Below are 25,568 nucleotides of genomic sequence, written 5' to 3'. Positions count from 1 at the left end.
GGCCTACACCTCCTCTAAAAATAATCCAACTGCATCCATTCCCCATTTGTACTTTTCCCCTGTGGGTGAAATAATGAATTTCGCCTCCGCAACACCCATCTTTACAGCTTTTGGTGTGGCCGCTAAATCCTCTCTGTCGGAATCTATGGCACTACTCAACTTGGTATGTCCATAATTTGTGATACTGGCATTCTCTTGCTGATGACTTGTGAAGTCTGTAACTGAAACATAAATCAGACTGCCATCAATCAATGCTGTAACCTGACTTGCATTGCTTACGAAAATCGGAACACTAACCACTTTTTCTACAATTTCACTCCCCCCAGCAGGGATGTACTCCGCCAATTCATATGCATTACCATAGGCATATAACGCTTCTGTACCTTCTTCACCTACCTTTGCAAAAATACCAATCTCCCGCCAATAAAATCCTTGGCTCAGCTGGCCATTGTCAAAAGAGCCTTGTACATTCGCATACTTCTCCTTTGCTGTAATGGATGAAATACTGATATTCTTAATAGGGTTTATTAAAGCAGTCAATGCACCTATTGCCTGACCTGTTAATCTGCCATCCCCTAGCTGTATTTTGGTAAAGGTCAAAACCTTTCCCGCTACCGCTTCCTGCATCATTCTCCTGCCGCTGGCAGTAAATTGCACCGAATCAAAACTCATTCAGCTCTCCCCCTTAATTTATAAAACGGAACGTGTATCTTGTTCCGGTATGCAGTACAGCCGCCACAAAAATCTCTTGTTTCGCTGACAACGCAACCTCAATACCATCTAACTTAGCAGAAAGCCTTTTTACTCTCTCCGCCGTTTTAATAAACTCATTTATGGTATTATCGGTTACCGAAGGGCTGTTTGTGGTAATTTTGAAGTATCCAGGGCGCCCATTATACTCATACCACTCCAGCACCGCCGCATCTCCGAATATTTCCGCACAAACCACTTTTAATGCCTCTGCCGTCCCTGCATGGGAATAATACGCAAGCGTCCCTTTTACTAAGCTGCGCTTTACTTGCAAGCTGAAGCTTTCAGAATACCCCGGTGTGCGCATTTCTGCCGCCAACACATCCAAAACTTTGTGATCCCCCTGGTCTATGGCGCTGTAGGTTCTGCTTTTCTCCCCCGCAAGCATGGTTTTTCTGATTTGCTTCCGAATCACTTTGGCAAGGGCAATACACCAAGGCTGTTCTCCCAGAATGTCAGGAAGGCTTTGGGTAATCAATGCATCATATAGCTTAATCATCCTCCACCCCTCCAAAGTTTAATGTCTTTCCTGTACACTTTGAAACTTCATAATCATTCACCGCCCCATATGTAGGCGTTGTCAGCTCTACCCGCTTGGCTCCCGCTAAAATCACACGCTTAATTAATTCTGACGGATTAATATCACGCCCTAATTTCCGCTGCCATTTTAAATACTCCTCTACCGCCTGGGTCACTGAGGTTTGAATTGCTACCGCCTGCCCTTGATCAGAGCGATTGATAAAGTAATTCAGACTGACGGTATATTCTTTTTCCTGGGGCGGGGACACCGTCACATGATCCGTCAAAGGGCGGATTTTATCCTTACTCAAATGTTCCAACATTCCCGCCCGCTCTGTTTCCGTAGGCAATCGACCATCATTCATCAAAAATACAATGACAACTTGATTTTCAGAAGGGCTATATGCTTTCACATCGGAAACATTGGTATGGTAATCCTTAGCATGATACTCATAAGCTTCCGTTGCCCCTGCAGTGCTGTAGCCCGATGGTGAATTATAAATCCGCTCTGTAAAGGCGGCATCACTTTCCATTTCTGCACCACCCTCAGAAACCGTGATATTCTTCACACTTTTGATATAGGGAATAGGATCCACAATTTCCGTAATGACGCCAATAGGAATCTCGTTGCTTCTCACCCCTGCCTCAAGGGCTGTTCCCTTCACGAAAACAGCGGTTTCCCCTGCAGGAATTTCGGCATATTGGTCAGTCATAAAATAAACACCCTTTTGTGTTGCAACCCTAGTCCCCCCCGAAATGGACGTTGCTTGTCCTCGAGCACTATCCATGGAAAATTGTAAGGTTACCGTAGCAAATGACGGTTCTTTCCGGATAAGCTTTTTCAATGCCCCCACGTTGTCTAAGAAATTCCCATAGCTATATTTTAAAAGGTTCATTTTCCCCGCTCGGTCAACATATTGCATTGCTTGATACAACGCCATGGCAACACTATTTAAAACCAACCGCACAGGATCCCCTTGGGGAAGCTCTTGACTTTCTCCCGTCAACGCTTTCATTTCCTGATTATAATCCGCAAGCATTTCCTCCTTTAAGGCTGCTAGTGTCATGTTCTCAATAAAAGAAATCTCAGGAACATTTTTCAATAAATCAATATTAGACAATCTGAATCACCACCTTTGGCTTTAGCTCCCCCTCACCACTGGTTTCCCACTGCACTTCCTGCACCATAACCCTTGGCTCATATTTTCTCGTTTTCCCAATAATCTCCGCTGACATTTTTGCTTTGGCAACCTCCGTGGGTAAATCTACAAAATTCCAATCCAGCCCAAATTCTCGGTCTAATGCAACAGATCCCACAGGTGTTCCGTATAAAATCGTAAGACAGCGGCGAATATTCTCCGCCGCTGTTGATGTACCTGACATTTCAATTTTCACTTGCGCCAATCCGCACACCCCCTACACATATTCCTCTATCGACAGTGATACCGTAATTTCCGAAACCTCACCTTTGGAATAAATCCCCTTCCAATCGTCAGATACGGAAAGTAATTTCCAAAGGTTATTCCCCACAGGTTTTCCGCCTACAACAAAGGGATACACCACCCCATTCTCCGCCATTTGAACCAAGGTTTCCGCTGTTTGTCTTGGGCGTACCCCATGCATGGCGGATAAAGTGATTTCTAGGGAAATGGTCTGTAACACAGGGCCGATATATTCTGATCGCTTCTTTCCCCTCAGGGTTTCATGGGTAGCCCATTCACTGCCTGCTGATCGGGATAGTCTGGAAAAAGTCAATGCCATTTTATCCGATACAATAAAAATGATAGGGCCATAGGATCCAATCATAAAATCCCCCCCTTAATTGGCCTTTGAGCTTTCCGTTCCCGGTGCACTACAAGTATGGGTATGGTTCTTTAAGGAAATCCCATCCAAAATCACATCCCCTGTTCCCGAAATTTGCACCAAACCAGCAGAAATCGTAATCTGCGAACCACTCATCACAACAGAATCTCCTAGAAGAGATACGCCGTTTCCTTGAATGGTAACTTGGTTTCCCGCAAAGCCAATTTCCTCACCTGTTCCAGAAACGTTTTGTGTTTCTATGAAAAGGGTGTTTGTCAGTAATTTTATTTTTGGTCCTGAAAGCTGCACAATATCTTCTCCCTCTTTGTAACGAAGCATTGCCTTGCCCGCTTCTCGGCTTATATCCTTGCGGTATAACCCTCGACCACTTTCGGGTGGTATGTTTTTCTGTGACCAGAATCGACCTAAAATCACCCCTGCCGCCGCTCCGTTGGGCAAATGACAAACCAAAACCATGTCCTCCGCTTCAGGCATGCAATACTCGCTGGAAAGAAGGGGTAACTCTGTAGTTACCGCTTTGTCCTTATCCATATAAACCACTTGGGCGGTTCCCCCTTCATAATTAACAGAAGAAATCCTTCCCACTCTCATTCCCTCCAAAATGACACCCCTTTCAGATGATCTTACTCATTTCCAAAGCAGTCACATATCCCTCCCCTCTGGAAAGGGAATGCACCGCCTTATCAACAAAATAACGTCCCGATATTTCCACGCCAAAATCCACTATTTCTAAAACTACCCCATCCACCAAGTCAGGGTTTCCCATGACACTAAGGCTTAAACGAAATAAACCATGGTTTGCATTGGCAATGGCCGCTTCTAATTTCCGCTTTGCATCTCCTATGCTGTCCGCCTGTTCATTTAGCTTCAAAGGGCGTTCTTTGGTACCCACCTCATAGGAAATGTCCTTTTCTGTCCTGGCATCGGTGTAGGTTATTACACCCCCAGTGTAACTGCCCTCTAAATCTGTTTGGTAATTCCATCCTACTTCTCGCTTGATTGCAAAGCGTGAAATTTTTTTCACAGTTTTTTTCTTTTTATAAACTTCACGGTCAAAAATAACCAGCTTATCTCGATATATTTTTAGAATTAAGCCATAGCTTTGGCATAACTCTTGTAAAAATGCACCGTCTTCCTGTTCACTTTGCTCCTTGGCCGCTATCGTGATTTCAGGGGCATCATAAAATAATTTTAGCTGATACCGCCCTGCAATGGTTTCCGCTATCTTTTGCAATGTGGCCTTTTGCCATGTTTGGGTTCTCTGGGTAGCAGAAAAAGCCGCCTTAACAGGCTTTGCTACCGCTCCCACAGAAATCGCTACAGGCTCACCATTTATTCCTGCGCTATCAACGGTAAAGGTACCACAAGAGAGGGAACGGTTATCCCCGTCCCCTTCCCAGTCATATACAGATATTGTTGCTTCTATGGCATCCCCTTTTTTGGGGAATAAATCCCCCAACCACCGCTCGCCTCGATCCGCAATTTGAAAAGAACAATTGTCAGCGGTGCCCTCTGCGGAAAGTTCCAAAGAGAAACCTGTAATGGACGGCGTAATCTCAATACCGTTATACTTTAGTGTGGCTCCTGACCTACGTGCCTTCATATTCTCCACGGCGGCATAGTCTCATTAAGTGTTTCTGTCAACTCAGGGCATTCTACCACTATTCCCGCATCAAACTGAAAAATATCCAATAGCGGAAAATTCGCCGCCATTAATAGATCCGCCTTGTATTCGTCACCATATACATTTTTGGCAATGATGTCCCATTGATCTCCTGCCTTTGTGATATACTGCACCACCGCTTCCCCCTTTCCCCTAAAGCCGCAGGTGATTGCGGTTTTGGTATTTTTTTAGAATGCAAACCTACGCTTATCCTTTTCATAACGTGCCATAAAACCCTTGAATTTTTCATAGGCGTTGCTTAACGCCTCATCCACATCTTTTTTACTTGCTTCTCCCGAAATTTGTATCACAGGGGCAAAAGTAACGCCGCCCCCAACAGAGGAAGATGCACCCCCTAATATTTTTTCAAGCTTTGATAACGGAATAACCGCTTCCGGTTCACCACCTTCACCAATCAGAGAAAGGGTTGGGGCTGTGACCACGCCTCCTGATGCCAACGCAGGCACTTTGGAGTTTCCTGAAAGAGCATTTCCAACGGCTCCAACTCCACTTTTGAAACCTTTATATAGAGTTCCTACTACAGGAATAGAAGAGATTTTTTCATCCAAACTTGAAAGCTTTCCACCAATCCAGCTAAAAAAAGCAGCAACCTTTTCTTTCGCCGCATCAAAGGCTCCGGTAATAGCATCTCTTATCCCTGAAAAAACGGTTTTCGTTGCTTCCCAAAGCTCCGAGGCTTTCGCCTTTACCTTATCCCAGTTTTTATATAAAAGAACCCCTGCTGCAACTAAAAGACCAATCACAATAATGGCAATCCCCAAAGGGCTTGTCATAAAAGTAACTGCGGCACCAAAGCCTTTGGCAATGGCGGCACCCGCTGCTGTTACACCGTTCCATACAGTCTGTGCCACCGTGTGCGCCCCTGTTGCGATGATGCTAGCACCTCGCACAACGGCATCTTTGGCATACATGCCTTGTAAAATTGCGGTTTCTATGATACTTTTTGTTGTTGCAATTTTTTGAAGCATGAGTGCCTTGGTAACCCTCCCAATATTGATGGCAAAGCCAACCAGTTTTACTGCCGCAATTACACCGGCGAATGCACCTACCACCCTAATCACTGTAGAATATTTACTTACAAACTCCGGTGCGGCATCCACAAGTGCACCAACCTTTTCTGCTGCAGCACCAACCGCAGGAAGCAACTTTTGCCCTATTTCTATTTTCAAAGCATTGATTTGATTCTGTGCAATCTGTATCTTATTTGCGGTGGTATCAGAACGTGTGGCATATTCGTCCTCCATGGATCCTGCATATTGGGAAGCATCCCCCACTTTTTGAAATTGCTCTTCTAATACATCTAAATTTGACAATAGTGGCGCAATGGCGGCAACGGACTCTTTGCCGAAAAACTGGGTTAAAGCCGCTGCCTGCTCCGCTTCTGGCATAGCTTTGATCGCACCCAGTAAATCTAGAATTGCCCCTTTGGCATCCTTTTGCATTCTCTTTGCCATATTCGTTGCTGAAAACCCAAGAGATTTTAATAAGGTCTTTTGTTTATCCGTTGCCGCTTTTCCAGCCGTCATGGACAACATCAAATTTTTAATACCTGTTGCGCTGATTTCTTCTGTAACACCTGTCATACTGGCAGCCATCGCTGCAATTTCTGCCGCACTCAAGCCTGAGGTCTTTCCTAGTGCACCAATTCTTGTTACAACGCCTGATAGCTTTTGGGTGTTTTCCGAGGTTGTATTTCCTAGATAGTTGATTTGATCACCGAGCGTTTCTACCTCTGTTTGGCTCATGCGGAAGGAGGTTCGCCACGTGGCCATCCATTCCCCCGCCTGTTCCGCAGTGGTATCAAAAGCAATTCCCATTTTTGCGGCAGTTTTGGTAAACTGCATTAAGTCCTCATTGGCAATTCCAGCCTGCCCTGCCGCCGCTGTGATTTCTCCCATTTCAGAAACCGTCATAGGAATATACTTTGACATGTCTATTAGTGCATCGGACATTTCATAGTAACTCTCGGTAAATTTTCCATTTTTCTCCCGTAGCCCATCCACCACCTTAGCCACATCTGCCATGGTGCTTTCGTATTCTATGGCTTGGGTAACGCTATCCTTTAAAAAGCTTGCAGCTCCCAAAGTAATGGAAGCCACACTAATCGCAACACCAACCTTTTTCATGGTATCTTTCAGACCATTTAACTGCTTTTGCGCCTTTCCCACGGAGGAACCGAAATTCTTATTAACCCTGCCTGCAATTTCCACCATCATTTCATAGGTTTTACTTTTTCCTGCCATTTTTCACCACCTCGTCTGCAACCTCTTCCGCAACTTCATAGAGTTCTTCCAAGGTTAGATCCATGAAATAGTCAATTCCGGCGCCGGTAATACGCCCCAAATCCATACAGATTTTACGAAGCTTTTTTACGTCGGAGTGGGATTTTATTCCCTTGGGTAAAAAAAATCGCTCACTTTTGTCCTTACTTTAATCATGTCAGGTAGCTCCATGCACTCAAAAAATTCTACCGGCATTCCAGAAGCTCTGGCCGCCACACGAGCGGTGTACTCACTGTCCATTTCTTGAAGCAAACCGATATTCCCAGCATTACGGTAGTTTCTATTAATTTTCCAAACATCCTTTGCCCTCAAGCTCTTTAGCCCCGAAAGATCAACTCCTGCATAGGTTTTTCCTTCAAAATGATAAGGCTTTTGGAAACGGATGATGAAGTCTTCCTCCTCATTTACCTTCTTCTCCTCTTCCGGCTCCGCAACAATGCCGCTTCCAATGATTATATTGTCCTCTTGGAATTCTCCTTTGGCGATTTCTCCATCGTCAGTGTTGTTTTTAACTATCTGTATATCTTCTTGGCTTTCTGTGTAGTTTTCGGAAGTGTCTGTTGTTGCATCGTCATAACCCATGATTTTCTTTGCAAAAATCTCCAACTGCTCTTCAGAAACCTCCTGCCCCTCACACATGGCTTTTGCCACACTCATTGCTTCATCCCAAGTCCTTTTCATTAGCACAACGACCTCACTTTCTCTAAAATATCTTTACCATCAACAACGAAAACAGAATTCAATTTATCCAGCTCTAATTTCTTTTTTCCGTCAATTTCTAAAAGGAAATAGTAAACTTCCACCTTTACAGAGGATTCTGCCGCTTCACCAATTTTGAACTTTCCGAAGGCAGCCCCCTTTAAGCCGCCACGAACCACCATTCTTGCCCCTACCTGTTTTAAGGAGCCATCACCTCTCATAGCTTGAATTGCCCCTCGTACCGTTAAGTCTACGGGTTCATCGGGCTTGAAAATGCTGAAAAAATCATCCATAGGCATACGAAATGGCACCTCAAGCTCCATGCTGTCAAACTGTCCTAAGGTGGCGGTCTCAATATCCCCAAGAATTCCCGCCCCTGTAAGAGTACTTGTTTTTGATGAAAGCTCCGGAATGGGCATTTCTTCTCCCATGCCAATTAATCTGGTGCCCGATGCATAGACGTTATAATTTGTAATCTTATCTGGAATGTTTTTGTCCATTCTTATTCACCTCCGGTTAAAGCTGTTTCTAAAGCATTCACATCAAATTCCAAAAGGGTTTTCAATACCTCCGCAGGGGTATAGGGTGCCAAGTACATATGAAACTGAATTTTCCCACCTAAAATATCGGTACGAGGATTTTCTGCCTCAATAAACTCAATTCGGGCTGTAGCGCAAAACCCTCTGGCAACAAAACTATTTCCCCTAATGTTTTCGCTATCCACAATGCTTTCAATTAAGCGAGGATTCGCAGGACTATCCACCTTTTGAAAATAAGTGAGAATAAAGGTGTTTCCCCACCAACTAAAAAACCGCCTGCAAGCAAGCCAACGGTCCTTTGGATCTGTGGTGGAGGGATAAGCCGCCGTATTGTTCCCCCATAACTTAAAGCCGTTCATATTTAATGCTGTGGCCACACCAAAGCTATTGATGGTATTTGCCTGCTCTTGGTCAAGATCTACCGCCGTACCATCCTCCAAAATTGTTGCAGTAATGCGAATGTTTTTGTTGGATGGGGAGGTAGCCGGAACATCCTCATTATTTGCATCGGTATAGGCAGTGCAAGCTGCCGCTAGAGCTGACAAATAATAGTGCTTACTGCCCACTGCACCTTTCGGCCATAATGCAAAAGCATGGTTTGAACTTGCCCCAAGGCTTTCCTTGGCTTCCTTCACATCGGTATAAGTTTTCGCCCCATCCGTGCCACAGGGAATATCCAAAAAGCATTCGCAGGAAAAAACACCGTTGATTGCTTCACATTTCGCCTGTAACGCCGCCGCTACATTAGCATCCTGACTCCATCCGGGAGCCAATAAAAGCCCCGCTGTCATACCAAGCTTGGGGTAAATCTGACGAATGACCTCCATGCCTGTTTCTTCCCCCGTGCTGATTTGAATACCTCCAATCAAGTCTACCGCTTCCACCGCTGCGGGATCAATGGCAACCCCCGAGACCTGAATGGCAGAAATTTCACTGCTTGTGATTAGGGTAATCGTTACAAATCCATCATCGTCAAAGGTTGCAACATAATCCGTGTCCTTTGCCAATGTGGTTTGTCCATCCTCTGACTTTACAACCAGCTGATCCAAAAGCACGCCGTCTTCTTGCAAAACCGCCTGTTTTTTCAGCACAGACAGTGCTCTTGCTGCCAATGTCTTTTTGTGCTTCGTAGGATCCAAAACATTTATCAAAATGATGGGTGCAATGTTAAACACCCGAAAGCTGGCATCTACACTCTGGCACAGGGTGTATTTCTGAAAATCATCTAAATACCCCACCTGCTCCGCCGCTTCCGCAAAGCTGTAGCACAAAATAGGCTTATTACTGCAAGCATATGGATCCTTGGCAAGATGTACCGGTGCCGTGCCTAAAATCACCTGTAAGCCTGCCGTTCCCTCAATGGGTGCTGTAATGCTGGTTGCCACTTCTCCCACATACACACCATGTTTATAGGCCATATTCCTTTACCCCCTTTTGAATATATTCTTTTGCTTTTTCGTAGAGAATGCTCTCCGCAGAGCCTTTCTTTTGGAGCATCTTCCTTGTTTCAGCGTAGTCCTCCATTTTTACAAGCAACGCCCCAATGGCAGGGCATCGCTTTCCTAATTCTGTCAGCCGCAAGGGAACGCCATCTTGAAAAGCTGTTCCCTCCTTTGCCACAAAAGGAATGGACGGCCCACAATAAATAATTGTTGTTTTTCGTCCTGCTTTCTTCATGACATCCTCTTTTTTCAACACAAATCACCCTCCAATATAATGGCGGGACAATAAAAATTCATTTTTACTGCCCCATAAAAATATGGGAAAGTATCTTCCTCCTGTACCGCCCATTCAAAAGGCGGCTCAAAAAAGAAATACTCTCCCAGACGGAATTTTCTAAAAAATCGGTCTTTCACTCGTTGAATCATGTTCATTACATCAAGGTAGCCCTGGCGGTTTTCATTGGTTGACTTCACACAGAAAACAAGAATCATTTCCACCCTCTCCTGCTGGTTCAACTCCTGTATATTTCCGCTGTCTATCCGCACAATGATATAGGGTACCCGTTCCTCTTCATCACCGCCAAAAGCTATGGGCAAATCTTGGGGAAAGATATTAACCTGGCCACACTTTCCCACAACATCATCCGTAGAGCAAAAACCAGCAAACAACGCCTTTAATTCCTCAACCAAGCTCTTTTGTAAGAAGATAGGTGTCATTTCACATACATCTCCTTTCGTTTTCTACGGTCAATTTGGCGAAGAATTTCTTTTTGCAGAAAGTTACCTACCTCTGGCCGAATGACGTTTAATACATTCTTCTCACTGCCTAACATTTGAGAAATGGCAGGGGAATAAAGAGGTTTGATGGGATAGCGTTCTTTACCCACTCTCTCCACCACACCATAATTGTGTAAACCCGACCCTGTAAACTTGGTAAGGAAAGCCTTAATTTCATTTCTTTCCAACGGTTTCATTCTGCTTTTTCTTAGAACTTTTGCCTTTAGAATCTTGGGTCTGTTTTCTCCTGTTTGCATTTTGGCAGGACTGATTTTATGGTCACTTATAATGGTGGGGCTTCCCTTGGAAGAAATCACAGCCACAAGCTTTTTAGCCGTTGCTTTTTTGATTCTCATATATTTTTTGGCGCTTCCCAATTTCGTAGTATAAGCTTTTTGTACTTCCTTGCCCATAAGGGTTCTTGTTTTGTTTGCCGTTTCATTGATAGCCAACTTCAAAACAACAGGAGCATCTTTGGAGAGGTTCCCTAGTTTTTCTGCAATGCTTCTGACAATTACATCACTGTTTTTCACTTCAATTTTAATCAAACTTTATTCGCCCCCAGTGCAAGGGCATATACACCCATTTCTTCCGTCACCTCACGCACACGATACACCTTGCTTCCATCCAAAATTAAAAGCGCCCCCACCTTTGGAGACACCCCGAAATCTTCCGCTTTTACATACATCAAAACGTCAGCAGAAAATATCCCGTCAAAATGCTCGTTTTCCTTTCGGCTTCCCTTTCGCTCCATGAGCTCGTAATCATCCAAAAGCACATCCATCTCTGTGCCGTTTACCATATGCCGCTCCGAAAATTCCTCAGTAAGGAAAAATGTTTCTTTTAAATCATTTAACAAAATGGCCTTGAAATTAAATGACTCGCTCATTTTTCCTCACCATTTTCATCGGTTTTATTGGTGGCCTCCTTGGCTGCTTTCTCTGCCGCTTTTTTGGCCGCCTTCTCTGCCGCCTTTCTTTTCACCTCTTCAGCTACTTTTTGTGCTTCCTCCTCAGCCGCTTTTTTTTCCGCTTCCTCAGCTGCTTTTTTTTCTGCTTCCTCAGCTGCCTTTTTTTCTGCTTCCGCAGCCGCCTTTTCCTCCGGTGTCAGTTCCTCCCCAATTACAAAGCCTTTTTCTTCCCACCGCTTTGTTTTTTCTTCCTCGGCCATAACAATCTCACCGGGGCGATACTCCTTTTCACCATCATAAAAAAGACTATTCGCTCTATACTTCATAGTCCGCCTCCTTAACCTAGCAGCTTCACCAGTACTGTAGCGTCACTGCTTGTCGCCGTTGCAATTGCAAAACCCGCAGGAACATCTGTGTTGGTTGTTGTAATCTTGCCTTGGGTAGTATTGAAATACACCAACGCACCAAGGGCAATAGCGCCCGTTGCCTTTGGCATGGAAAACACGCCTGTTACAGCTACTGACCCAAGAGAACCCACTTCCATATCCGTACCGGCCACACCAACACGGGTGGTTAAACTGATAATATCCCCTGCCTCAATTTTCTCACTTCCTACATTTCTGTAGTCAAGGGAATTTCCTTCTTGCACATACGTTGCCTTTGCCATTTTCAATTCTCCTCTCTTAATTATACGGTTTTACCTGGATTTTTAACTAAACCTCTAAAATCAACCACACTTACGCCCCAATCCAGATAGATGTCCCAAGAAAAGCCTAAAACCCCCGCTTTTTCCATGCGCATGATGGTAGGAACCTCTTTCCCGTTCAAGTAATCCACATAGATGTGCTTGCCCCCTGCCATAAACCAAGGCAGGGCACCCGTACCCGCCAAAGCATTCAATTCAGCATCCTCAATGATCTCCATCTTATAATTTCTAAGAGGATTTACATCATTGTTGGCTGTTCCCGGCATTCCTGCGGAATTGAAAATGGTATACAAATCAAACTCATACCCAACAGGGGTAATGATGTATTTGGGGTTTATTCTAATTGCCTGTTCGAATGGATCCTTTTGCATCTTCATTTTCAAGATGGCCTCTTGAATTGCCTTTGCCGTGGGATCTGAACCTGTGGCAATTAAATTATTGTGGTCTGTATGGAACAGGGTTTTCCCATCGTAAATAGTGCCGTTCTTATACAAAACCTCGTAAACTTGACGATTGATTTTTCTTTTTGCCGCTTTGGCATAATACGCAGGCACTTCGGTAATAAAGCCAATATCATCATCAATAAAAGCTTGTCTAGTCATGGAGAAGGTGGTACCGTAAGTATCAATTTTTCTGGTAGGAAGTTCTTTTGTGAAAGGCTTACTTGCTTTTAACTCCCCATTTTCGGGTACCAACTCAAAACTACCCGAACCACCAATGAGATACTGACGGTCCTTTGTAGGTTTAAAGTCCTTTACGCTCCCCTTACCTGTCCAAAGCTGGAAGGTAGTTTCCTCTTCCTCATAAATCTTGACGATGCTTTTCTGTACAGCATTGTCCAAAATGGCAGGAAAAGCCGCTTCGGGGTTATAGGCTCGTCTACTTACCATTTCCAAAATTTCCTCATTGCTCTTACGGAGCAAACTGCCCTCACTTTCCCCATCTCTGCCTAAGCAAACAATGGCCATATCCCGCAGGCTCATATTGGAAAAGCTTCTTGCCTCCGGGGTGGCGTTTTTCAAGCTCTGCCCTGTTCTGATTAAAATTCCATCAGACAAATCCTGACGGAACGCTTCTTCCCCTGTATTGCTTACTCTGGCACTGCTTCGTAAAGGAGAACCATTTTGCTTCAGCTTTTCAATAACTGCTTGGCGCACGCTTTCCACGGTATCCCCTTTTTTGATAAAGTCCCCTGCGTCCATTCCAAACTCCCTGCACAAATCTGCAATTTCCCCTACTCGTTGGCGTTCCGCTTCCACAGCTCTTTGGGCATCGTCACCTCCTGTGGGTTCAGGATTTTTCATTTTTTCAATTTCTTTTTGCAGATCTTCCATTTCTCTTGCTTCCTCAGCATTTAACACCCTGCCCTCTGCCTTAGCTTGGTTTAAAATTGCCTGCTGACGGCTGATTTTTTCTAAAAGTTCCTTTTTCATGTTCTTCCCCCTCATAAATAATTTCGATTGATCTCCAACTGCCGCTCCATGTGCCACATTTTCAATTCCATTTCTTCTAAGCTTCTGCCAACGCCTACGGATGGATCCGCAGGTACCGTAGCAATAGAAATTTCAAAAGCCTCCCACTTTTTCGCAATGCTGCATGGACCTACGTGCTTTCCATTTGAGGAAGTGGCACCAGCTTCAACCTCCTCCCACACACTGACACGGTAAGAAACGGACACCCCTTTTAAGGTGCCGCTGGCAACTTTCTTGCGTATGGTTTCTGAAAATTCATCATCATCAAATTCCACCTCAGCCATACCACGACCATTTTCAATCCATGCACGCAAAACCTTTCCCACAACCTGATCTCTGTGATGGTTAAACAGCAGCACACCCATTTCATTCAGACGGCCTAAATCCATGGCTCCCTCTTCATGGGATAAAATCTCGGGACCAAACCACCGCAAGTATGGTTCTTCACTGGAAAAACTTATAATAAACTTCCTTTCGTTTTCCTCCTCCGTTGCGGCTCGAATCTGTGCGCAAAAACAACGCTCTCCACTACTTTTTATCTTTTTTTGGCTCAAATAGCTCACCCCCTAACTGAACGCCCATATCCCGGGCATATTGAAACACTTCTGCCATATCGTCAATTTGTTCCTTCCAATCCCGACCGCCCTCTGCCGCAATCTGCTTAAAGGTTTTTTGCCCTGTTTCCAAGGCGATACGGTTTGCATTGGCTTCCTTCAATGGATCAATCCATTTCTTAGGGCTTGCCACCCATTCATGATACAGGTATTCCTGCTTGTTGCTCCAAAAATCACGAATGCTGATTAAGCCCGATAAAAAAACGGAGATCACGAAAGTTTCGTATATCTCCGACATGACATTCTCCTGTAATAATTCAATTTCCTCCACAAAGGTCAATTCGTCTTCAATACTTGCCTGCCTTGCAGAGCTGTAATTTGTCTCCGACATATCTCTAGAAACCGCTTCATAACTAAGCCCTTGGCCTGCACCCATCAAACGAAGCTGCATTTTTAAATGCGCAGTTGCATCGTCACTGCTTCCCTTCGGATCAACTACCTGTATTTCATCCCCGGCATTTAACTCTGTAATCATACCCGGGGTAAGCATTTTCCCCGAATAAGTTTTTGAGCTGCCTATGGATTCTACAGCACCCCGACCATATCCGCCGCCTGGGGGCGCAACTTTTTTTACAAAGACAGCCAAACAAGCAGCAATTCTTTCTTTTACGGAAACCGCTGTAATAAATTCATTGGTATCTCGAATTCTTGGGATGGTGCTTGCTAAGTCTGAAATTTCTCTGATTTGAGAAGGACGCTTCTTGTCAAAATAATAAATCATATCCTTGGCAGGAACATACTGGGCTTCAGGAATGACAAACCCATCAATGGAATATTGGGTAATCCAAAAACCCTCTGGCTTGTTATATTCGTTGTACTCCACACCGCCAACCACCTTATTCCCTTTTTTCATGGGCGTTGTAATGGAAATGTCCAGCTCATCCACTTCGATTGCCTGCAATTTAAACGGCACCAAACCGCCCTCGGTATAGCATTTTTTAAACAGAATGCCGCCGTCTACCATTTTGCGAACCGCTGACATTCGCATCATCTGATTGAAGCTCTGCTGTCCTGTCACATCACAATTTTTGGCTTTGCACCAAGCTTTCCACAATTTTTCAACAGAATTGTTGAAATTTTCATCATTCGTTCTTGCCTGCAAGCCGAAGCCTCGGCCTACGACATTTCTTTTGTACGCACGAATAATGCTTGCCGCCATATCGCTGTTTCGTTCCAAATCTCTGGCTCTGGCTCTGATGGTGTCCCTGTCATAGCGGTCGGTCATTTCCGCCGATTGATTATAAACACCCCATCGTGCATTCCGTCTACCAAAGCCCCCTGCATCATAGGATTTCATTTCCTCATATTCTTGCCGCCACGCTTCTCTGCGGCAGGCGGTTTCCGGCGAAATCCAGCTGATTAAACTTTCCAATGCCCCCATAGGCCTCACCTTCCCTCAAAAAAAACTACGCTTGTATTTGCAAGTAGCTGTCCTCCACCAGCCTGCACTTGCATCAATAATTCATTCCTCAATTTTGTCAGCGTTCCCAAATCTGCCCTGGTAAGGCTTCGGGAACCGATTTTATAGCTTTGCCCACCTTTCAGAATTGTGGAAATTGCCGCTTCCACTTCATTCAACAAAGCCGCTGGTTCTTTTGAATCCATAATTCATCCTCCTTATATCCAACTGCCATCACCGGAAATCCAGCTATTTTCCTGTTGTGTTTCTTCCGGTTTTTCCGGTGTTTCCTTTTGTTCCTCGTTATAAAGAAAAAGGCTACGAACCCCCATGATTTCTGCCGCTGCTGCCGCATAAACCTCTGTGTCTAAATAGTGGTTGTCTGCATGTGTGGTTTTCTTCACCCAAACTTGAGTACTTTGCCCCTTTCCACGCTCAGTAACTTTATGCTCTGATGTAACTTGAAAAGCATAATCCATATCACAGCCTTGATAAACCATCCAAGCACCACTCCCCTGCTTTTTCTGCATCCTGGCAGCAATCATATCTTTGTATTTCCCAACATCAATTAAAACCAAGGTCATACCCATGGCCGCAGAACCGGCTTTATTGATGGTGCTTAATTTATAATTGCTTAACATAGCACTGCGCCCCTTACAAGGTAGAACCCATTCCTGATTCTTTACACAGAAATCATATACCTGATCTGTTTGGTCACCGGAGTCCATTAAGGCCAAGCTCACCAAATACCCCTCTCCGTTTCGCTTACGGTAAGGAATACCCATAATCCGCTCTGCTTCTTCCATACTCAGCGCTTGTCCATGGGCAATATTTTGCGAAGTCATAAAATCACCCCAAGCACGAATTGTCCAGTAAATACAGTTTTCTTGAACATCTATCCCTCCAGTCAGTAATTTCGCCCAATCCGGCACTTCCAGTTCTTCATATTCGGTCTGACATTCCATAACCAAATCCTCGCTGGTTTTTAGTTTTGTATTTTCCCATGGCTCAGCAAGCCATGAGTTGACAAAGTTTTGCAACCGTTCCGGATCGTCTTTACTGCTCAAAAACTCGAGTACAATTTCCTCCCATGTTAAAAATCGGCTGTATAGAGCATTCAACCAAAAAGAAACACTTCTCGCTCTGCCGCTACAGGTTTTATTTGTGGTGCGCCATTCCCCTTTCTGGATAATTTGATACTTTTCTTTATCTGAAATTTGTTCTCCGCACTCCTGGCAAAGATAAACCGCCTCTTTGGCACGATCTGTGGGTGACATATTTTCTTCGCTAGGAAAAATAATCTGCTTAAAAAATAGGGTTATCCATTTCCCACAACGAGGGCACTGAACAAAATACTGTCTTTGTTCATCGGCATTTTCATGGAGCATCCAAACATAGTTTGTTTTCAACGTTGGTGTGGATGTAGTAAATATTTTTTTGGAAAAGGTAAATGTCCTTGTTCTTTCTTTCGCCAAATTGTAAGGGGAAGCCTCTTTCTTGCTTGCGCCACCAAGCTTGTCAATTTCATCAAAAAACAGATACTTAATAGACTTGGATGCTAGCTTAGACGGTGAACCCGCTCCACGAAGATATAAGTTCATGCCATAAAATTTCAACGCCAATTCCTTGGATTCATTCTTCCGAAATTTTTCTGCAATTTCTTTTGTTTTCAGCAAGGACGGCTGCAAGCGATCCCTGGAAGTATCCTTGGCCAAATCGTCCGTAGGGTAAACAATCATGGTGGGTGCAGGGCTTTGCATAATGATATAACCTAACATATTCAGTAAAGCCTCAGTGCCGCCTACCTGGGTGGGCTTAACAAAATTAATTTCTTGCACATAGGCATCATTGAAAACGTCCATAATTCCAATCAAATAGGGCGTGATCATATTTGACCAACGCCCCTTGAAATTGCTGCTTTCATCCAACACTCTATATTTTTCAGCCCATGAGGAAACTGTCAGTTTTTCAGGCTTTCGCAATGCTCTTTTCAGCACAGTAACAAATAAATTCCTTGTCCTTTGGCGGGATCTCCGTTTGTCTGCCGTAGGCACTATGATTCCTCCTCCTCATCCTCTTCCATTTCTTCCAGCCGCATATAGTCCTTTTCTTTCTCAATCTTCAAGGGATCGTATTCGGAAAGCTCATCCAAAGCCTCGCAAACCTCCCCCTCCAATAAGGACAAAATTTTATTTACATCATCCTCTGCTGCTAAAATCGGGGCGGTCTTTTGGGGTATAGACAATAAACGGTCACGAAAATTAACCAGCATATCCGTTAAAAATTCCTCCACATCTCCGGCAGCATGGAGTTGTCGGCGGAGGCGTTTTAGCTTCAACATGGAGATCTTTTTTTTGATTTCTTCGTGCTCCGTTGAAACCTGTTCCTTGTTTAAAGATGCCCCCCTGTTCGTTTCCGCATCCACCTGGTATTGGATGAACTCTTGAACGCATTTTCCAAGGTCGTATCGTTTTTCCCTTTTTCCACCATGCTCATAGCTTTGAAAAAGCCCAAATTCATTGATTAGCTGGCGAATTCTCCGATCCGTCACACCTAAAATTGTGGATAATTGCTTTTGATTGACTTCCATATAATGTTCTTACCCCCTTTCCGCCCTCCATTTTCCTTCGATAGCGGAAGGAAGTACCAAGAAAATTTTTATTTTTTAGAGCAAAATGCCGCGGTCACATGGACCCGCAGTCTATTACGGCCCCGGTAGTACCTAACGTTTCCCTCTAAGGGTTCTGCCTCATACCGCTCCTGCTGTCACCTAACCACCTATGAGAAACAAGAAGAGAACGACCAGCCTGCCACTTCATTCGCACACACTTTCAATGATACTACAACGATTAATAGTTACTTTTCATCTATTGACTAGCACGCCACAATGTGCTCTAATATCATAAAAAGGAGGTGAGAAGATGTGGGATACTACAAACCACATCTAGTACAAATGAAAAAATACTTACTTGATATATCTTTTGCAATATTATCTGTTTTGTTTATGTTTAAAACAGATTACAGTAACCTAACTCCAACTACTTACTTTGCATTTTTTCTTATAGCTGCCTGGATAGCACTTCTCATGTACAGAATCAGGAAGGAAAAATGAAGTTAAAGGATATACTGCAATTAAGCTTGCAACGGTTCTAAATGTTTAATTGAATTAACAGTGTGCACTAATGAAGAAAAGACCGAATAATCTCGGTCTTTTTTCTTTGCTACTCTTTCGATGATACTATATTACCACAGAATTTACCCCCACTACTAACAACATTCATTTTATAATGCGCAACCCTCTTTCTTTTGAGAAAATATATCTTGCATTTCGTAGCCATCTGTAAATAGACATACTACTTGCAGGAATTTCAATTTCAGCCTTATGTACTCTTTTGCTGATATCTCCCTTCTCCAATTCTCTTCCCGCATCTGTAAAATAAACAATCTCGACAGCTTTCTTTTGATCACATGTCAATTGTTTCATTGTTTTTTCCACTGCAATAATATCTAAGAACTCAGCTGCCATTTCATACATTTCATCATCTGCCGCCATAACTGAATATGCTGTATAGTCAGAGTGTGCGCCGCTTCCAGAGCGGATTCTTTCCCGCTTCGACTGGTCATAAATTTGTTTCTTCACTTGCTGTTTTAATTCCTCTGACGTTCTTTGCCCACAAGCTGCATAGTAGCGAAAGGCTTCCGTTGCGTAATCCCTTATATTATCTTTTTTCATGAGATACCTCCCTTCACTTGTCAAAAAAGATTTATGACAAGTCATTTCCCATACATCCAATTAGCTCCACAATCTCAACAAATTCTTTTTCTATGAGGATGCTTTCGTCAGAAAAATATTCCCCGTCTTCCCAATCTTTATCAAATCTTTCTCTTTCGTCTATATATGAACCATCCATTTCATCTTGCTCTAACAAATATATAGCTTCTTTATATTTTGGATCATCACTCCCTATAATAGAAAACACACTGGCAAAGATATTTTCTGCAACAACGCACTTCACCCCATCCAACAGCTTATAAAAATCATTTATAATCTTATCGCCTTTATCTAAATGGTTTTCTGTATGAAGAATTGCATTATAAATATTCATTTCGCATTTACCCCCTTAATGTAATCTAAAAACATCACAGCTCCATTAAACTTAACCTGGTATTCCTCAACATCAATTGCAGTGATATATTTCCGGCCAAAATGCTCTTTCATATCCCGCCATACCTTCCAAGGGATGAAGAAAAAATTATCTTCAAGCCCAACACATACCGCCGCAACCGCTCCCAAACTCATATGGCTTTCTAAAGCATTCTGCTGCTCTGCAGTTAATACGTCCCTCTTCATCCGGTCGGAAGTTGTGGTCTTCGCTTCAAATACGATAGACCTTCCATCCTCAAGGGTTCCTTGAAAATCCGGTTGAGCATGTGCGGTAAATCTCCCCATGAACATTCCATCAATACCTTTATTCAAAACCCGAAATGGCTCAGGCGTTTTATTAATTTCTGCCCGACCGTTTTCTCTGTATGTATTGCACCCCGCCAGAATTGCACTTTCAAATAAATGCCCTTGGGCATTATTTACTGCATTTTGATGTTGCCGCTTCGCTGTTAGCTGATTGTAAGCCATTACCTTTCCTCCAATTCCAATTGTCCTTTAGGTTCAAAATTCATCCAAACGACTTCTTTCCCTTTTGTTCCCGCTCTTGTTCTTACTTGAAAATATTCCTTATTCCATCCCTTTAAACAACGATTGTATAGTTCCGACTCATAGCCACTTATTACAACCGACCCCTTATGGTTTATCAATACATTCAATAATTCCTCATGGTCACGATCTGACATTTCACAATGATACTGTTTTCCATATCGGGTACCCAAAATATAGGGAGGATCACAATACACTAAAACCTTTGGGTTGTTAAACCTTCTTATCAATTCAACTGCAGGGCGATTTTCTATTTGCACACCCCGTAACCTTTCAGCGGACTCAATAATTTTTTCAGGAAGATTACACCAGTCACTAGCTGCATAGGCTCGTTCCCTTCCCTGGACATCATTTTTCCAGCCAACTTTCCCCCCTGTGGTTCTATAACCATGCCCCATGTTTAGCTTTATGTAAAAATTTCTAGCACGTTCATAATTGTTTAATGGCTTTTCTTCAAATGCATTCTCATATACTTGCCGTGCATATGGTGTAAAATAAACCTCTCTGGCAAGTTGTTCTGGATCACGCCTGATACAATCAAAAAGATTAATCACTTCACCGTCCAAATCATTCACCGTTTCAATATTGCTTCTGGGTTTATTGAAAAGAATGGCTCCGCTCCCGAAAAAAGCCTCTAAATAACTGTGGTGTTCAGGGAAAAGAGAGATTATTTCTTTTGCCAAAGACCACTTGCTTCCTGGATACTTCATAACAGCTTTCATGGCTGCCTCCCAATAAAATCACAATCCATCAAACACCAAACCTTATTGGCTCCACCGTTTTCTTTACATCGTTCACAGTTCATGCAAGTACCATCTTCCTTGCTGAAATACCTCCAGCACAAGCATTTTTCACAATTCAGTTTTTTCTTTTCCTGTTCCATAATCATCACCGCCTAATCTAATCGCTTTTAAATATCTTATAGGGCCAATTTCCTCTGAAAAATATTCACTGCTTTCTACAACCAGATACCCCTTGGGAGGTTTGGGCTTCTTTTTCGGGTTAGCTGAATTTATTTTTTTTACAACAACTTTTGGTTGTACCAAGTTTCTACTTGTGGACCATCTTTTTTCATACTCTTTTATATTTTCCTTGGTTATGTATCTGGCCAGACCTGTATAATCTCCGCCTGGCTCTAATTGGGAAATCATAACTCTTCCGTTTCCCCACAGCTCCGTTAATTCCTTAAGGGTAATATCCATGGCATTTACCAAAAGATGATGGTGCTCACGGCCACTTTCTGACTCTGTCACAACGATGTACTTCACAGACGAAAGACCTTTTTTCTTTCTCCACCGTCTCAAGCGGCTCAAAAAGTTCCGCAGCTCCCTTTTGATTTCTTCTCTGGATAATCGTTTACGGTATGTAAGAGTAATAAACAAATCCCCCTGCCTGAAATTCGCATTAATCAATCTGGATAATTTCCTTCTCGCTAATTTCAGATTTCGTTCTTTCTGTTCCTCAGAGGTAAGCAGTTCATTTTGCCCTCTGTTATATTTTTTTCCTATGGCTCTTGGTGAGTAATATTCCTCACACTCATAAACGTCTCCTGCCCATATGTGTTTTCTATATCTTGGCATTGCTTTACCCCTTTCAATAAATAACCATAGCCCTAATGTTAATCTTGTTATCGAGGAGTTAAAGGGCAACTCTGCCCCTAAATTCCTAGGTTTTAGAAAAAGGCTTTTTCATGGAAAGCAACCCAAAATACTTGTAAAACAATGTACTCTGTTGTATAATATAAGTACTATATCTTGGGTTTTATCTAAAACCTTGCCCCCCTCTTGTTACCGCAAGAGAGGGGCACTTTTTTTGCATCTATTCCATTTTCTCTTCATTTTGGCAAACACAGATTTCTTGCGTTTCTTCCTTAATAGATTTACATCTACAATCACAGGTTTCCCCATGGTCTAACGTTGCGCCACAAAAAGGGCATATATCAAACTTACTCATAATAACCTCCTAGCATCTATATAGAGAATATGCTTGTCCCAAAATAGAATCTATGCTATAATAATTTTGTGGTGGTGCTGGGTTTCCCAGTGCCTTTTTTATTGCATAAATTCCTCATTGGTTTCTCACTTCTTTCTCCTTGGCTTGTCCAACCAAAAACTAACTAAAATAATGATTGCAAAGACAGCGCAGAACTCATAAATAATCAGAGCCTTTTCGGGTGCCGCTTCCGACTTCGGCACAATAATCGCCGCTGAAAGCATTGCAACAACCATCAAAAAAACACACTTAAAAAGTTCTGAAAAAAACTGTTTCCTATTCTTCCGCTTGCCTCGCTTTTCTTTCCTTGTTTTTAAGTCAAATATTTGCTCAACCTCCTCTATTTCCCTTGGGTCCATGGCTACCTCCTTATTTTTATGTAATACTAATACTTGTCCACTTCACTCATAAGCAATTTTTCAACCTCAGAAAGCTTGTCCAATAAAACAGGCTTCATTTCGCCACAATCTTCAACAACGACTCTATCTTTTAGCCGAACTGCCATGGTAAGCAAATCATCCACGGCATTATACCGTCTCAACACAATCATTTCTTTGTCTGTAAATATCTCTAGGGTGTCACCAATGCCAATACCTAAATTCCTCCGAAGCTCTATGGGCAGAACCACCCTGCCCAAATCATCTACTTTGCGTGTAATCCCCGTTGATTTCATAAATTCATCCTTTCTTAAAGCTTGTCCTTATCAAAGGGCTTGCGCCCCTATTTACTAACTACATTAATAGATTGTGCCGCTTTGGCTTTTATAGCTTCCGCCGCTTTCATCTTTGCTTCAATAAGTACACGAGCACAATTTCTTTCGTGAATCTCCGCTTCCTCTTTGGTCTTTTCCTTATGGCGTACCGTTACAGTGTATTCAGTTTTCTTAGCCTCTCTTGGCATCTTAAACACCCCCTAGTAAAAGCTATGCTTTATAGAATTTGTCCTATTCTGCATATTTGTCCTATTCTAAAAATAGGTTCTTTTTCTAATCTCACATACCTTAAGTAGCTTGTAATTATTGTGGAATATTTTGTCACATCGTGCTATCCTTTCTGTACAAGCACTGCAATGCCGAGTAATTAAGAAAGGAGGTAATGCCAATGGGTATATTACCAGTCCCTGCCAAACTGTTTTTTGAAGATTTTTCTAACGATTTGCTCACTTATGAAATTTTTAATTTGCAAGAGCAAATTGGTGTATTTAAAGGCTTAGAAAATACCGATGAATCAGGCAAACATATAGAATTTTTAGTTGAAGACAAACCCAATATTCAAGTTGGAAATACAATTACAACCCAAGATAAACTCAATACATATACTGTAAAGAATATTGAGTATGACCATTATGATGGCAAACCCGAGCTTATCAAAGCGTACTACTAATTGCTCTTCCCGCTTGAAGATAAAATTGGTGTGCGCTGCATGCAATGAAACTGAGTGTTTCTCTCATTTCTTCATCTGTGGAACACTCAGTTGTTATTTCCATTTTCACCTCCGTCCCATTTTTGGTTTTAAAAACTTCACTATACTTAGTCACTGCTCCCCCCTCCTTAGCTAGCGGTTTTTTCTTCCTCCTCTGTTCTAAATAAATATGTCATTGTATATTCTGGAAACAAAAGTGAACTAATTTTTATTGCCTCGGGATAAGTAAAATCCGTAACTCCATTTAATTTGTTTTGAGCTGTTTTTTCAGATACTCCTAAAAAACTTGCAAATGCAACTATCGTAATGTTTTTCTTTTGTAATTCATTTCTTAAATTTTTCATCATACTCTCCCCTCCTTTTACCCCGCAAGGTATTTACAATCACATAATATACCCTGCATCGTAAATTGTCAATACTTTTTTCCGTTGCAGGGTAATTTTTTACTTGACTAGATAATAAAACAGATATACTATGGAAAAGTAAGGAGGGAAGTATTATGAATTTCCTAGAAAAACTTGATTTCCTAATGAACAAAAATGACATAAACAAAAATGTTTTATCAAGAGAAAGTGGAATACCATATACAACCATTGATGGATTTTATAAAAAAGGTTATCAAAACGTTAAGTTATCTACTATCAAAAAATTAGCTGAATATTTTGATACCACTCTAGATTATTTAATGAAGGACGAAATAACAGATATTAATTTTGGTAGAGTATGTAATTTTGATTTAGACCACAACGAAATAAAACTAATTTCTAAATATCGATGCTTAAATGAATCTGGCAAAGATATGGTTAATTTAGTTTTAGAAAAGGAATATGAACGCAGTAATCTTACAAATAGGAACGAAGAAATAGCAGAAGAGCTTTTCCCCGCCTCAGTGACGAAGCTTACCGCTGAGGATGAAAAAGAATTAGAATTGATAAAGCAAGAAATGCTGGCCGAGAAAAAGGGCATAACGTCTATAGCTTCCATCTCCGCAAAAGACGCCTAAAAGCGAAAAAGTTATTTCAATATTCATAAGACATGAAAGATGGTATTACTATGAAATAAGAAAGGATGCTCCCTATGGAAACAATTTACCAAGAAATAAAAGCCCTAGGCAAAAAATATCAAGCACAAAAAATTGTTCTCTTTGGCTCTCGTGCCCGTGGGGATAATCATTCACGAAGTGACATTGATTTGGCTATTTACGGTATGAAGGATTGTAACCAATCTCGGTTTTGGTCTGATGTTGATGATCTTCCTACTCTTTTGAAATTTGATCTGGTATTTATAAGTGAGACTACAGACCAGGAACTAATTAAAAATATTGAAAAGGATGGTGTGCTGCTCTATGAGTAATTTTCAAAAGAAAGCTGAAAACTTTGAAAAATCAGTATCTCGTTTGCAGGAAGCGTTAGAGGAGTATAATCTGAATAAAAGCACTACAGTTCGTGATGGCGCGATCCAAAGATTTGAGTTCTCAGTGGAACTTGCATGGAAAACAGCGAGAGAGTATCTTATAGAACAAGGCTTTCTTGATCTGAATAGCCCAAAAACCGTCATGCGTGAAGCATATTCATATAAAATCATCAATGATGAACGTACTTGGATTCAGATATTAAATGACCGTAACCTAACCTCACATGTTTACGATGAAAAAACAGCAGATGAAATCTTTGTTAGAATATGTACTTCACATATGCAAGCTTTAAAGGAACTATCAGAATATTTTTCGGAAAACTAAAAAATCCCTCACAGTACCGCAAATACTGTGAGGGTAAAAACAGATTTGTCATGCCACAAACCCCTTAATATTATTATAAGTAATATGTA

42 protein-coding genes are annotated in these 25,568 nt (G+C 42.3%); 5 read left to right on the top strand and 37 right to left on the bottom strand.

All coding sequences use genetic code 11. The features are described from left to right. Nucleotides 1-3 precede the first annotated feature (3 nt). Genes CPRO_RS06800 through CPRO_RS06685 form a run of 25 tightly spaced genes read right to left on the bottom strand, consistent with a single transcriptional unit; the run spans nt 4 to nt 18,207 of the window. Nucleotides 4-672: a tail fiber protein gene (locus tag CPRO_RS06800; RefSeq protein WP_066049484.1), complete on the bottom strand. Its 669-nt coding sequence runs from the start codon at nt 670-672 to the stop codon at nt 4-6. 13 nt (nt 673-685) lie between these two features. Further along, nucleotides 686-1,249, bottom strand: coding sequence for a phage tail protein (locus tag CPRO_RS06795; RefSeq protein ID WP_066049481.1), 564 nt, complete (start codon nt 1,247-1,249; stop codon nt 686-688). Continuing rightward, entirely contained in the window at nt 1,242-2,390 is a 1,149-nt protein-coding gene (locus CPRO_RS06790) for a baseplate assembly protein (RefSeq protein ID WP_082754268.1), read from the bottom strand. Before CPRO_RS06790 ends, CPRO_RS06795 begins: the two co-directional genes overlap by 8 nt. Further along, nucleotides 2,383-2,673 carry a GPW/gp25 family protein gene (locus CPRO_RS06785; RefSeq protein WP_082754267.1) on the bottom strand — a complete coding sequence of 97 codons (291 nt, stop codon included), beginning with the start codon at nt 2,671-2,673 and terminating at the stop codon, nt 2,383-2,385. The genes CPRO_RS06790 and CPRO_RS06785 overlap by 8 nt, the downstream gene beginning before the upstream one ends. 12 nt (nt 2,674-2,685) lie before the next feature. After that, on the bottom strand, nt 2,686-3,075 hold the full coding sequence (locus CPRO_RS06780; RefSeq protein WP_066049480.1) for a phage tail protein: 390 nt from the start codon (nt 3,073-3,075) through the stop codon (nt 2,686-2,688). Between the two features lie 12 nt (nt 3,076-3,087). Next, nucleotides 3,088-3,678 carry a hypothetical protein gene (locus tag CPRO_RS06775; protein ID WP_066049479.1) on the bottom strand — a complete coding sequence of 197 codons (591 nt, stop codon included), beginning with the start codon at nt 3,676-3,678 and terminating at the stop codon, nt 3,088-3,090. A gap of 28 nt (nt 3,679-3,706) precedes the next feature. Next, nucleotides 3,707-4,705: a phage late control D family protein gene (locus CPRO_RS06770; protein ID WP_143148974.1), complete on the bottom strand. Its 999-nt coding sequence runs from the start codon at nt 4,703-4,705 to the stop codon at nt 3,707-3,709. Beyond that, nucleotides 4,693-4,890, bottom strand: coding sequence for a tail protein X (locus CPRO_RS06765; RefSeq protein ID WP_066049474.1), 198 nt, complete (start codon nt 4,888-4,890; stop codon nt 4,693-4,695). The genes CPRO_RS06770 and CPRO_RS06765 overlap by 13 nt, the downstream gene beginning before the upstream one ends. A 54-nt stretch (nt 4,891-4,944) precedes the next feature. After that, on the bottom strand, nt 4,945-7,020 hold the full coding sequence (locus tag CPRO_RS06760) for a phage tail tape measure protein (protein ID WP_066049471.1): 2,076 nt from the start codon (nt 7,018-7,020) through the stop codon (nt 4,945-4,947). Then, complete coding sequence (locus tag CPRO_RS15910; protein ID WP_257721895.1) at nt 7,004-7,126, bottom strand: hypothetical protein; 123 nt, start codon at nt 7,124-7,126, stop codon at nt 7,004-7,006. The genes CPRO_RS06760 and CPRO_RS15910 overlap by 17 nt, the downstream gene beginning before the upstream one ends. Nucleotides 7,127-7,164: 38 nt before the next feature. Continuing rightward, nucleotides 7,165-7,740 (bottom strand): phage tail assembly protein, encoded by a 576-nt coding sequence (locus tag CPRO_RS06755; RefSeq protein WP_066049469.1) that lies wholly within the window; start codon nt 7,738-7,740, stop codon nt 7,165-7,167. After that, entirely contained in the window at nt 7,740-8,258 is a 519-nt protein-coding gene (locus tag CPRO_RS06750) for a phage major tail tube protein (protein ID WP_066049466.1), read from the bottom strand. The genes CPRO_RS06755 and CPRO_RS06750 overlap by 1 nt, the downstream gene beginning before the upstream one ends. Before the next feature lie 2 nt (nt 8,259-8,260). Further along, on the bottom strand, nt 8,261-9,715 hold the full coding sequence (locus CPRO_RS06745; RefSeq protein ID WP_066049463.1) for a phage tail sheath family protein: 1,455 nt from the start codon (nt 9,713-9,715) through the stop codon (nt 8,261-8,263). Next, nucleotides 9,705-9,995: a hypothetical protein gene (locus tag CPRO_RS06740; RefSeq protein WP_066049460.1), complete on the bottom strand. Its 291-nt coding sequence runs from the start codon at nt 9,993-9,995 to the stop codon at nt 9,705-9,707. Before CPRO_RS06740 ends, CPRO_RS06745 begins: the two co-directional genes overlap by 11 nt. After that, complete coding sequence (locus CPRO_RS06735; protein WP_066049457.1) at nt 9,989-10,456, bottom strand: hypothetical protein; 468 nt, start codon at nt 10,454-10,456, stop codon at nt 9,989-9,991. Before CPRO_RS06735 ends, CPRO_RS06740 begins: the two co-directional genes overlap by 7 nt. After that, nucleotides 10,453-11,064, bottom strand: coding sequence for a phage tail protein (locus CPRO_RS06730; RefSeq protein ID WP_082754266.1), 612 nt, complete (start codon nt 11,062-11,064; stop codon nt 10,453-10,455). The genes CPRO_RS06735 and CPRO_RS06730 overlap by 4 nt, the downstream gene beginning before the upstream one ends. Continuing rightward, the gene (locus CPRO_RS06725; protein WP_066049453.1) at nt 11,061-11,405 is read right to left on the bottom strand and encodes a hypothetical protein; all 345 of its coding nucleotides are present in this window, start codon (nt 11,403-11,405) and stop codon (nt 11,061-11,063) included. The genes CPRO_RS06730 and CPRO_RS06725 overlap by 4 nt, the downstream gene beginning before the upstream one ends. Beyond that, entirely contained in the window at nt 11,402-11,752 is a 351-nt protein-coding gene (locus tag CPRO_RS15570; protein WP_066049452.1) for a hypothetical protein, read from the bottom strand. Before CPRO_RS15570 ends, CPRO_RS06725 begins: the two co-directional genes overlap by 4 nt. Nucleotides 11,753-11,763: 11 nt before the next feature. After that, on the bottom strand, nt 11,764-12,093 hold the full coding sequence (locus CPRO_RS06715) for a DUF2190 family protein (RefSeq protein WP_066049449.1): 330 nt from the start codon (nt 12,091-12,093) through the stop codon (nt 11,764-11,766). A 20-nt stretch (nt 12,094-12,113) separates the two neighbouring features. Beyond that, a complete protein-coding gene (locus CPRO_RS06710) occupies nt 12,114-13,565 on the bottom strand; it encodes a phage major capsid protein (protein ID WP_066049447.1) in 1,452 nt (483 codons plus the stop codon). Between the two features lie 11 nt (nt 13,566-13,576). Continuing rightward, nucleotides 13,577-14,158, bottom strand: a complete 582-nt coding sequence (locus tag CPRO_RS06705; RefSeq protein WP_082754264.1) for an HK97 family phage prohead protease — start codon at nt 14,156-14,158, stop codon at nt 13,577-13,579. Beyond that, nucleotides 14,133-15,599: a phage portal protein gene (locus CPRO_RS06700; protein ID WP_066049444.1), complete on the bottom strand. Its 1,467-nt coding sequence runs from the start codon at nt 15,597-15,599 to the stop codon at nt 14,133-14,135. Before CPRO_RS06700 ends, CPRO_RS06705 begins: the two co-directional genes overlap by 26 nt. A 5-nt stretch (nt 15,600-15,604) precedes the next feature. Further along, nucleotides 15,605-15,823: a hypothetical protein gene (locus CPRO_RS06695; RefSeq protein WP_066049441.1), complete on the bottom strand. Its 219-nt coding sequence runs from the start codon at nt 15,821-15,823 to the stop codon at nt 15,605-15,607. A 12-nt stretch (nt 15,824-15,835) separates the two neighbouring features. Then, nucleotides 15,836-17,671, bottom strand: coding sequence for a terminase gpA endonuclease subunit (locus tag CPRO_RS06690; protein WP_082754263.1), 1,836 nt, complete (start codon nt 17,669-17,671; stop codon nt 15,836-15,838). Further along, entirely contained in the window at nt 17,671-18,207 is a 537-nt protein-coding gene (locus tag CPRO_RS06685) for a DNA-packaging protein (RefSeq protein ID WP_066049439.1), read from the bottom strand. Before CPRO_RS06685 ends, CPRO_RS06690 begins: the two co-directional genes overlap by 1 nt. Nucleotides 18,208-18,540: 333 nt before the next feature. Here CPRO_RS06685 and CPRO_RS06680 point away from each other — a divergent pair, with 333 nt between their 5' ends. Beyond that, nucleotides 18,541-18,729 (top strand): hypothetical protein, encoded by a 189-nt coding sequence (locus tag CPRO_RS06680; protein ID WP_066049437.1) that lies wholly within the window; start codon nt 18,541-18,543, stop codon nt 18,727-18,729. 165 nt (nt 18,730-18,894) lie between these two features. Here the strand turns inward: CPRO_RS06680 and CPRO_RS06675 are convergent, their stop codons facing one another. From CPRO_RS06675 to CPRO_RS06640, 10 genes are all read right to left on the bottom strand, one after another. Beyond that, nucleotides 18,895-19,350 (bottom strand): hypothetical protein, encoded by a 456-nt coding sequence (locus CPRO_RS06675; protein WP_066049435.1) that lies wholly within the window; start codon nt 19,348-19,350, stop codon nt 18,895-18,897. Between the two features lie 31 nt (nt 19,351-19,381). After that, the gene (locus CPRO_RS06670) at nt 19,382-19,723 is read right to left on the bottom strand and encodes a hypothetical protein (protein ID WP_066049432.1); all 342 of its coding nucleotides are present in this window, start codon (nt 19,721-19,723) and stop codon (nt 19,382-19,384) included. Continuing rightward, nucleotides 19,720-20,250, bottom strand: coding sequence for a Holliday junction resolvase RecU (locus CPRO_RS06665; RefSeq protein ID WP_066049429.1), 531 nt, complete (start codon nt 20,248-20,250; stop codon nt 19,720-19,722). The genes CPRO_RS06670 and CPRO_RS06665 overlap by 4 nt, the downstream gene beginning before the upstream one ends. Further along, on the bottom strand, nt 20,250-21,050 hold the full coding sequence (locus CPRO_RS06660; protein WP_066049426.1) for a DNA adenine methylase: 801 nt from the start codon (nt 21,048-21,050) through the stop codon (nt 20,250-20,252). Before CPRO_RS06660 ends, CPRO_RS06665 begins: the two co-directional genes overlap by 1 nt. After that, nucleotides 21,047-21,211 (bottom strand): hypothetical protein, encoded by a 165-nt coding sequence (locus tag CPRO_RS15265; RefSeq protein WP_157881643.1) that lies wholly within the window; start codon nt 21,209-21,211, stop codon nt 21,047-21,049. The genes CPRO_RS06660 and CPRO_RS15265 overlap by 4 nt, the downstream gene beginning before the upstream one ends. Further along, entirely contained in the window at nt 21,180-21,908 is a 729-nt protein-coding gene (locus tag CPRO_RS06655) for a rolling circle replication-associated protein (RefSeq protein WP_066049423.1), read from the bottom strand. Before CPRO_RS06655 ends, CPRO_RS15265 begins: the two co-directional genes overlap by 32 nt. 238 nt (nt 21,909-22,146) lie before the next feature. After that, a complete protein-coding gene (locus CPRO_RS15905; RefSeq protein ID WP_257721894.1) occupies nt 22,147-22,281 on the bottom strand; it encodes a hypothetical protein in 135 nt (44 codons plus the stop codon). A gap of 125 nt (nt 22,282-22,406) precedes the next feature. After that, nucleotides 22,407-22,679, bottom strand: coding sequence for a hypothetical protein (locus CPRO_RS06650; RefSeq protein ID WP_066049420.1), 273 nt, complete (start codon nt 22,677-22,679; stop codon nt 22,407-22,409). A gap of 26 nt (nt 22,680-22,705) precedes the next feature. After that, complete coding sequence (locus CPRO_RS06645; RefSeq protein WP_066049417.1) at nt 22,706-22,993, bottom strand: AbrB/MazE/SpoVT family DNA-binding domain-containing protein; 288 nt, start codon at nt 22,991-22,993, stop codon at nt 22,706-22,708. A 47-nt stretch (nt 22,994-23,040) separates the two neighbouring features. Continuing rightward, on the bottom strand, nt 23,041-23,220 hold the full coding sequence (locus CPRO_RS06640) for a hypothetical protein (protein WP_066049413.1): 180 nt from the start codon (nt 23,218-23,220) through the stop codon (nt 23,041-23,043). Between the two features lie 200 nt (nt 23,221-23,420). Here CPRO_RS06640 and CPRO_RS06635 point away from each other — a divergent pair, with 200 nt between their 5' ends. Continuing rightward, on the top strand, nt 23,421-23,702 hold the full coding sequence (locus tag CPRO_RS06635) for a hypothetical protein (RefSeq protein WP_066049411.1): 282 nt from the start codon (nt 23,421-23,423) through the stop codon (nt 23,700-23,702). Here the strand turns inward: CPRO_RS06635 and CPRO_RS15260 are convergent. Together CPRO_RS15260 and CPRO_RS06630 are read right to left on the bottom strand one after the other, a co-directional pair. Continuing rightward, nucleotides 23,686-23,856: a hypothetical protein gene (locus CPRO_RS15260; RefSeq protein WP_157881642.1), complete on the bottom strand. Its 171-nt coding sequence runs from the start codon at nt 23,854-23,856 to the stop codon at nt 23,686-23,688. The two genes, CPRO_RS06635 and CPRO_RS15260, sit on opposite strands and share 17 nt — an antisense overlap. A 13-nt stretch (nt 23,857-23,869) precedes the next feature. Continuing rightward, the gene (locus tag CPRO_RS06630; RefSeq protein ID WP_066049407.1) at nt 23,870-24,088 is read right to left on the bottom strand and encodes a helix-turn-helix domain-containing protein; all 219 of its coding nucleotides are present in this window, start codon (nt 24,086-24,088) and stop codon (nt 23,870-23,872) included. A gap of 152 nt (nt 24,089-24,240) precedes the next feature. Between CPRO_RS06630 and CPRO_RS06625 the strand changes: the two genes are divergently transcribed. The 3 genes from CPRO_RS06625 to CPRO_RS15735 all read left to right on the top strand — a co-directional run bounded on the left by CPRO_RS06625 (nt 24,241) and on the right by CPRO_RS15735 (nt 25,479). After that, nucleotides 24,241-24,744 (top strand): helix-turn-helix domain-containing protein, encoded by a 504-nt coding sequence (locus tag CPRO_RS06625; RefSeq protein WP_066049404.1) that lies wholly within the window; start codon nt 24,241-24,243, stop codon nt 24,742-24,744. Nucleotides 24,745-24,818: 74 nt separating this feature from the next. Then, nucleotides 24,819-25,094 (top strand): nucleotidyltransferase family protein, encoded by a 276-nt coding sequence (locus tag CPRO_RS15740; protein WP_236782400.1) that lies wholly within the window; start codon nt 24,819-24,821, stop codon nt 25,092-25,094. Further along, nucleotides 25,087-25,479: a nucleotidyltransferase substrate binding protein gene (locus CPRO_RS15735; RefSeq protein ID WP_066049397.1), complete on the top strand. Its 393-nt coding sequence runs from the start codon at nt 25,087-25,089 to the stop codon at nt 25,477-25,479. The genes CPRO_RS15740 and CPRO_RS15735 overlap by 8 nt, the downstream gene beginning before the upstream one ends. The last annotated feature ends 89 nt before the right edge of the window (nt 25,480-25,568 follow it).

The sequence above is a fragment of the Anaerotignum propionicum DSM 1682 genome (assembly GCF_001561955.1).
GTDB lineage: Bacteria > Bacillota > Clostridia > Lachnospirales > Anaerotignaceae > Chakrabartyella > Chakrabartyella propionicum.
This window is presented reverse-complemented; position numbering and strand designations above follow the sequence as displayed.

Excerpts from the sequence above, each read along its gene's own strand:
- CPRO_RS06685 (WP_066049439.1), bottom strand. The coding sequence starts at position 18,207 with ATGGAAGTCAATCAAAAGCAATTATCCACAATTTTAGGTGTGACGGAT.
- CPRO_RS06710 (WP_066049447.1), bottom strand. The coding sequence starts at position 13,565 with ATGAAAAAGGAACTTTTAGAAAAAATCAGCCGTCAGCAGGCAATTTTA.
- CPRO_RS06735 (WP_066049457.1), bottom strand. The coding sequence starts at position 10,456 with ATGACACCTATCTTCTTACAAAAGAGCTTGGTTGAGGAATTAAAGGCG.
- CPRO_RS06630 (WP_066049407.1), bottom strand. The coding sequence starts at position 24,088 with ATGATGAAAAATTTAAGAAATGAATTACAAAAGAAAAACATTACGATA.
- CPRO_RS06665 (WP_066049429.1), bottom strand. The coding sequence starts at position 20,250 with ATGGCTTACAATCAGCTAACAGCGAAGCGGCAACATCAAAATGCAGTA.
- CPRO_RS06655 (WP_066049423.1), bottom strand. The coding sequence starts at position 21,908 with ATGCCAAGATATAGAAAACACATATGGGCAGGAGACGTTTATGAGTGT.
- CPRO_RS06695 (WP_066049441.1), bottom strand. The coding sequence starts at position 15,823 with ATGGATTCAAAAGAACCAGCGGCTTTGTTGAATGAAGTGGAAGCGGCA.
- CPRO_RS06755 (WP_066049469.1), bottom strand. The coding sequence starts at position 7,740 with ATGAAAAGGACTTGGGATGAAGCAATGAGTGTGGCAAAAGCCATGTGT.
- CPRO_RS15735 (WP_066049397.1), top strand. The coding sequence starts at position 25,087 with ATGAGTAATTTTCAAAAGAAAGCTGAAAACTTTGAAAAATCAGTATCT.
- CPRO_RS06750 (WP_066049466.1), bottom strand. The coding sequence starts at position 8,258 with ATGGACAAAAACATTCCAGATAAGATTACAAATTATAACGTCTATGCA.
- CPRO_RS15910 (WP_257721895.1), bottom strand. The coding sequence starts at position 7,126 with ATGGATTTGGGGCGTATTACCGGCGCCGGAATTGACTATTTCATGGAT.
- CPRO_RS15905 (WP_257721894.1), bottom strand. The coding sequence starts at position 22,281 with ATGAGTAAGTTTGATATATGCCCTTTTTGTGGCGCAACGTTAGACCAT.
- CPRO_RS06660 (WP_066049426.1), bottom strand. The coding sequence starts at position 21,050 with ATGAAAGCTGTTATGAAGTATCCAGGAAGCAAGTGGTCTTTGGCAAAA.
- CPRO_RS06800 (WP_066049484.1), bottom strand. The coding sequence starts at position 672 with ATGAGTTTTGATTCGGTGCAATTTACTGCCAGCGGCAGGAGAATGATG.
- CPRO_RS06715 (WP_066049449.1), bottom strand. The coding sequence starts at position 12,093 with ATGGCAAAGGCAACGTATGTGCAAGAAGGAAATTCCCTTGACTACAGA.
- CPRO_RS06625 (WP_066049404.1), top strand. The coding sequence starts at position 24,241 with ATGAATTTCCTAGAAAAACTTGATTTCCTAATGAACAAAAATGACATA.
- CPRO_RS06700 (WP_066049444.1), bottom strand. The coding sequence starts at position 15,599 with ATGGGGGCATTGGAAAGTTTAATCAGCTGGATTTCGCCGGAAACCGCC.
- CPRO_RS15265 (WP_157881643.1), bottom strand. The coding sequence starts at position 21,211 with ATGGAACAGGAAAAGAAAAAACTGAATTGTGAAAAATGCTTGTGCTGG.
- CPRO_RS15570 (WP_066049452.1), bottom strand. The coding sequence starts at position 11,752 with ATGAAGTATAGAGCGAATAGTCTTTTTTATGATGGTGAAAAGGAGTAT.
- CPRO_RS06795 (WP_066049481.1), bottom strand. The coding sequence starts at position 1,249 with ATGATTAAGCTATATGATGCATTGATTACCCAAAGCCTTCCTGACATT.
- CPRO_RS06745 (WP_066049463.1), bottom strand. The coding sequence starts at position 9,715 with ATGGCCTATAAACATGGTGTGTATGTGGGAGAAGTGGCAACCAGCATT.
- CPRO_RS06670 (WP_066049432.1), bottom strand. The coding sequence starts at position 19,723 with ATGAATATTTATAATGCAATTCTTCATACAGAAAACCATTTAGATAAA.
- CPRO_RS06645 (WP_066049417.1), bottom strand. The coding sequence starts at position 22,993 with ATGAAATCAACGGGGATTACACGCAAAGTAGATGATTTGGGCAGGGTG.
- CPRO_RS06635 (WP_066049411.1), top strand. The coding sequence starts at position 23,421 with ATGGGTATATTACCAGTCCCTGCCAAACTGTTTTTTGAAGATTTTTCT.
- CPRO_RS06780 (WP_066049480.1), bottom strand. The coding sequence starts at position 3,075 with ATGATTGGATCCTATGGCCCTATCATTTTTATTGTATCGGATAAAATG.
- CPRO_RS06725 (WP_066049453.1), bottom strand. The coding sequence starts at position 11,405 with ATGAGCGAGTCATTTAATTTCAAGGCCATTTTGTTAAATGATTTAAAA.
- CPRO_RS15740 (WP_236782400.1), top strand. The coding sequence starts at position 24,819 with ATGGAAACAATTTACCAAGAAATAAAAGCCCTAGGCAAAAAATATCAA.
- CPRO_RS06640 (WP_066049413.1), bottom strand. The coding sequence starts at position 23,220 with ATGCCAAGAGAGGCTAAGAAAACTGAATACACTGTAACGGTACGCCAT.
- CPRO_RS06675 (WP_066049435.1), bottom strand. The coding sequence starts at position 19,350 with ATGAAAAAAGATAATATAAGGGATTACGCAACGGAAGCCTTTCGCTAC.
- CPRO_RS06760 (WP_066049471.1), bottom strand. The coding sequence starts at position 7,020 with ATGGCAGGAAAAAGTAAAACCTATGAAATGATGGTGGAAATTGCAGGC.
- CPRO_RS06650 (WP_066049420.1), bottom strand. The coding sequence starts at position 22,679 with ATGGACCCAAGGGAAATAGAGGAGGTTGAGCAAATATTTGACTTAAAA.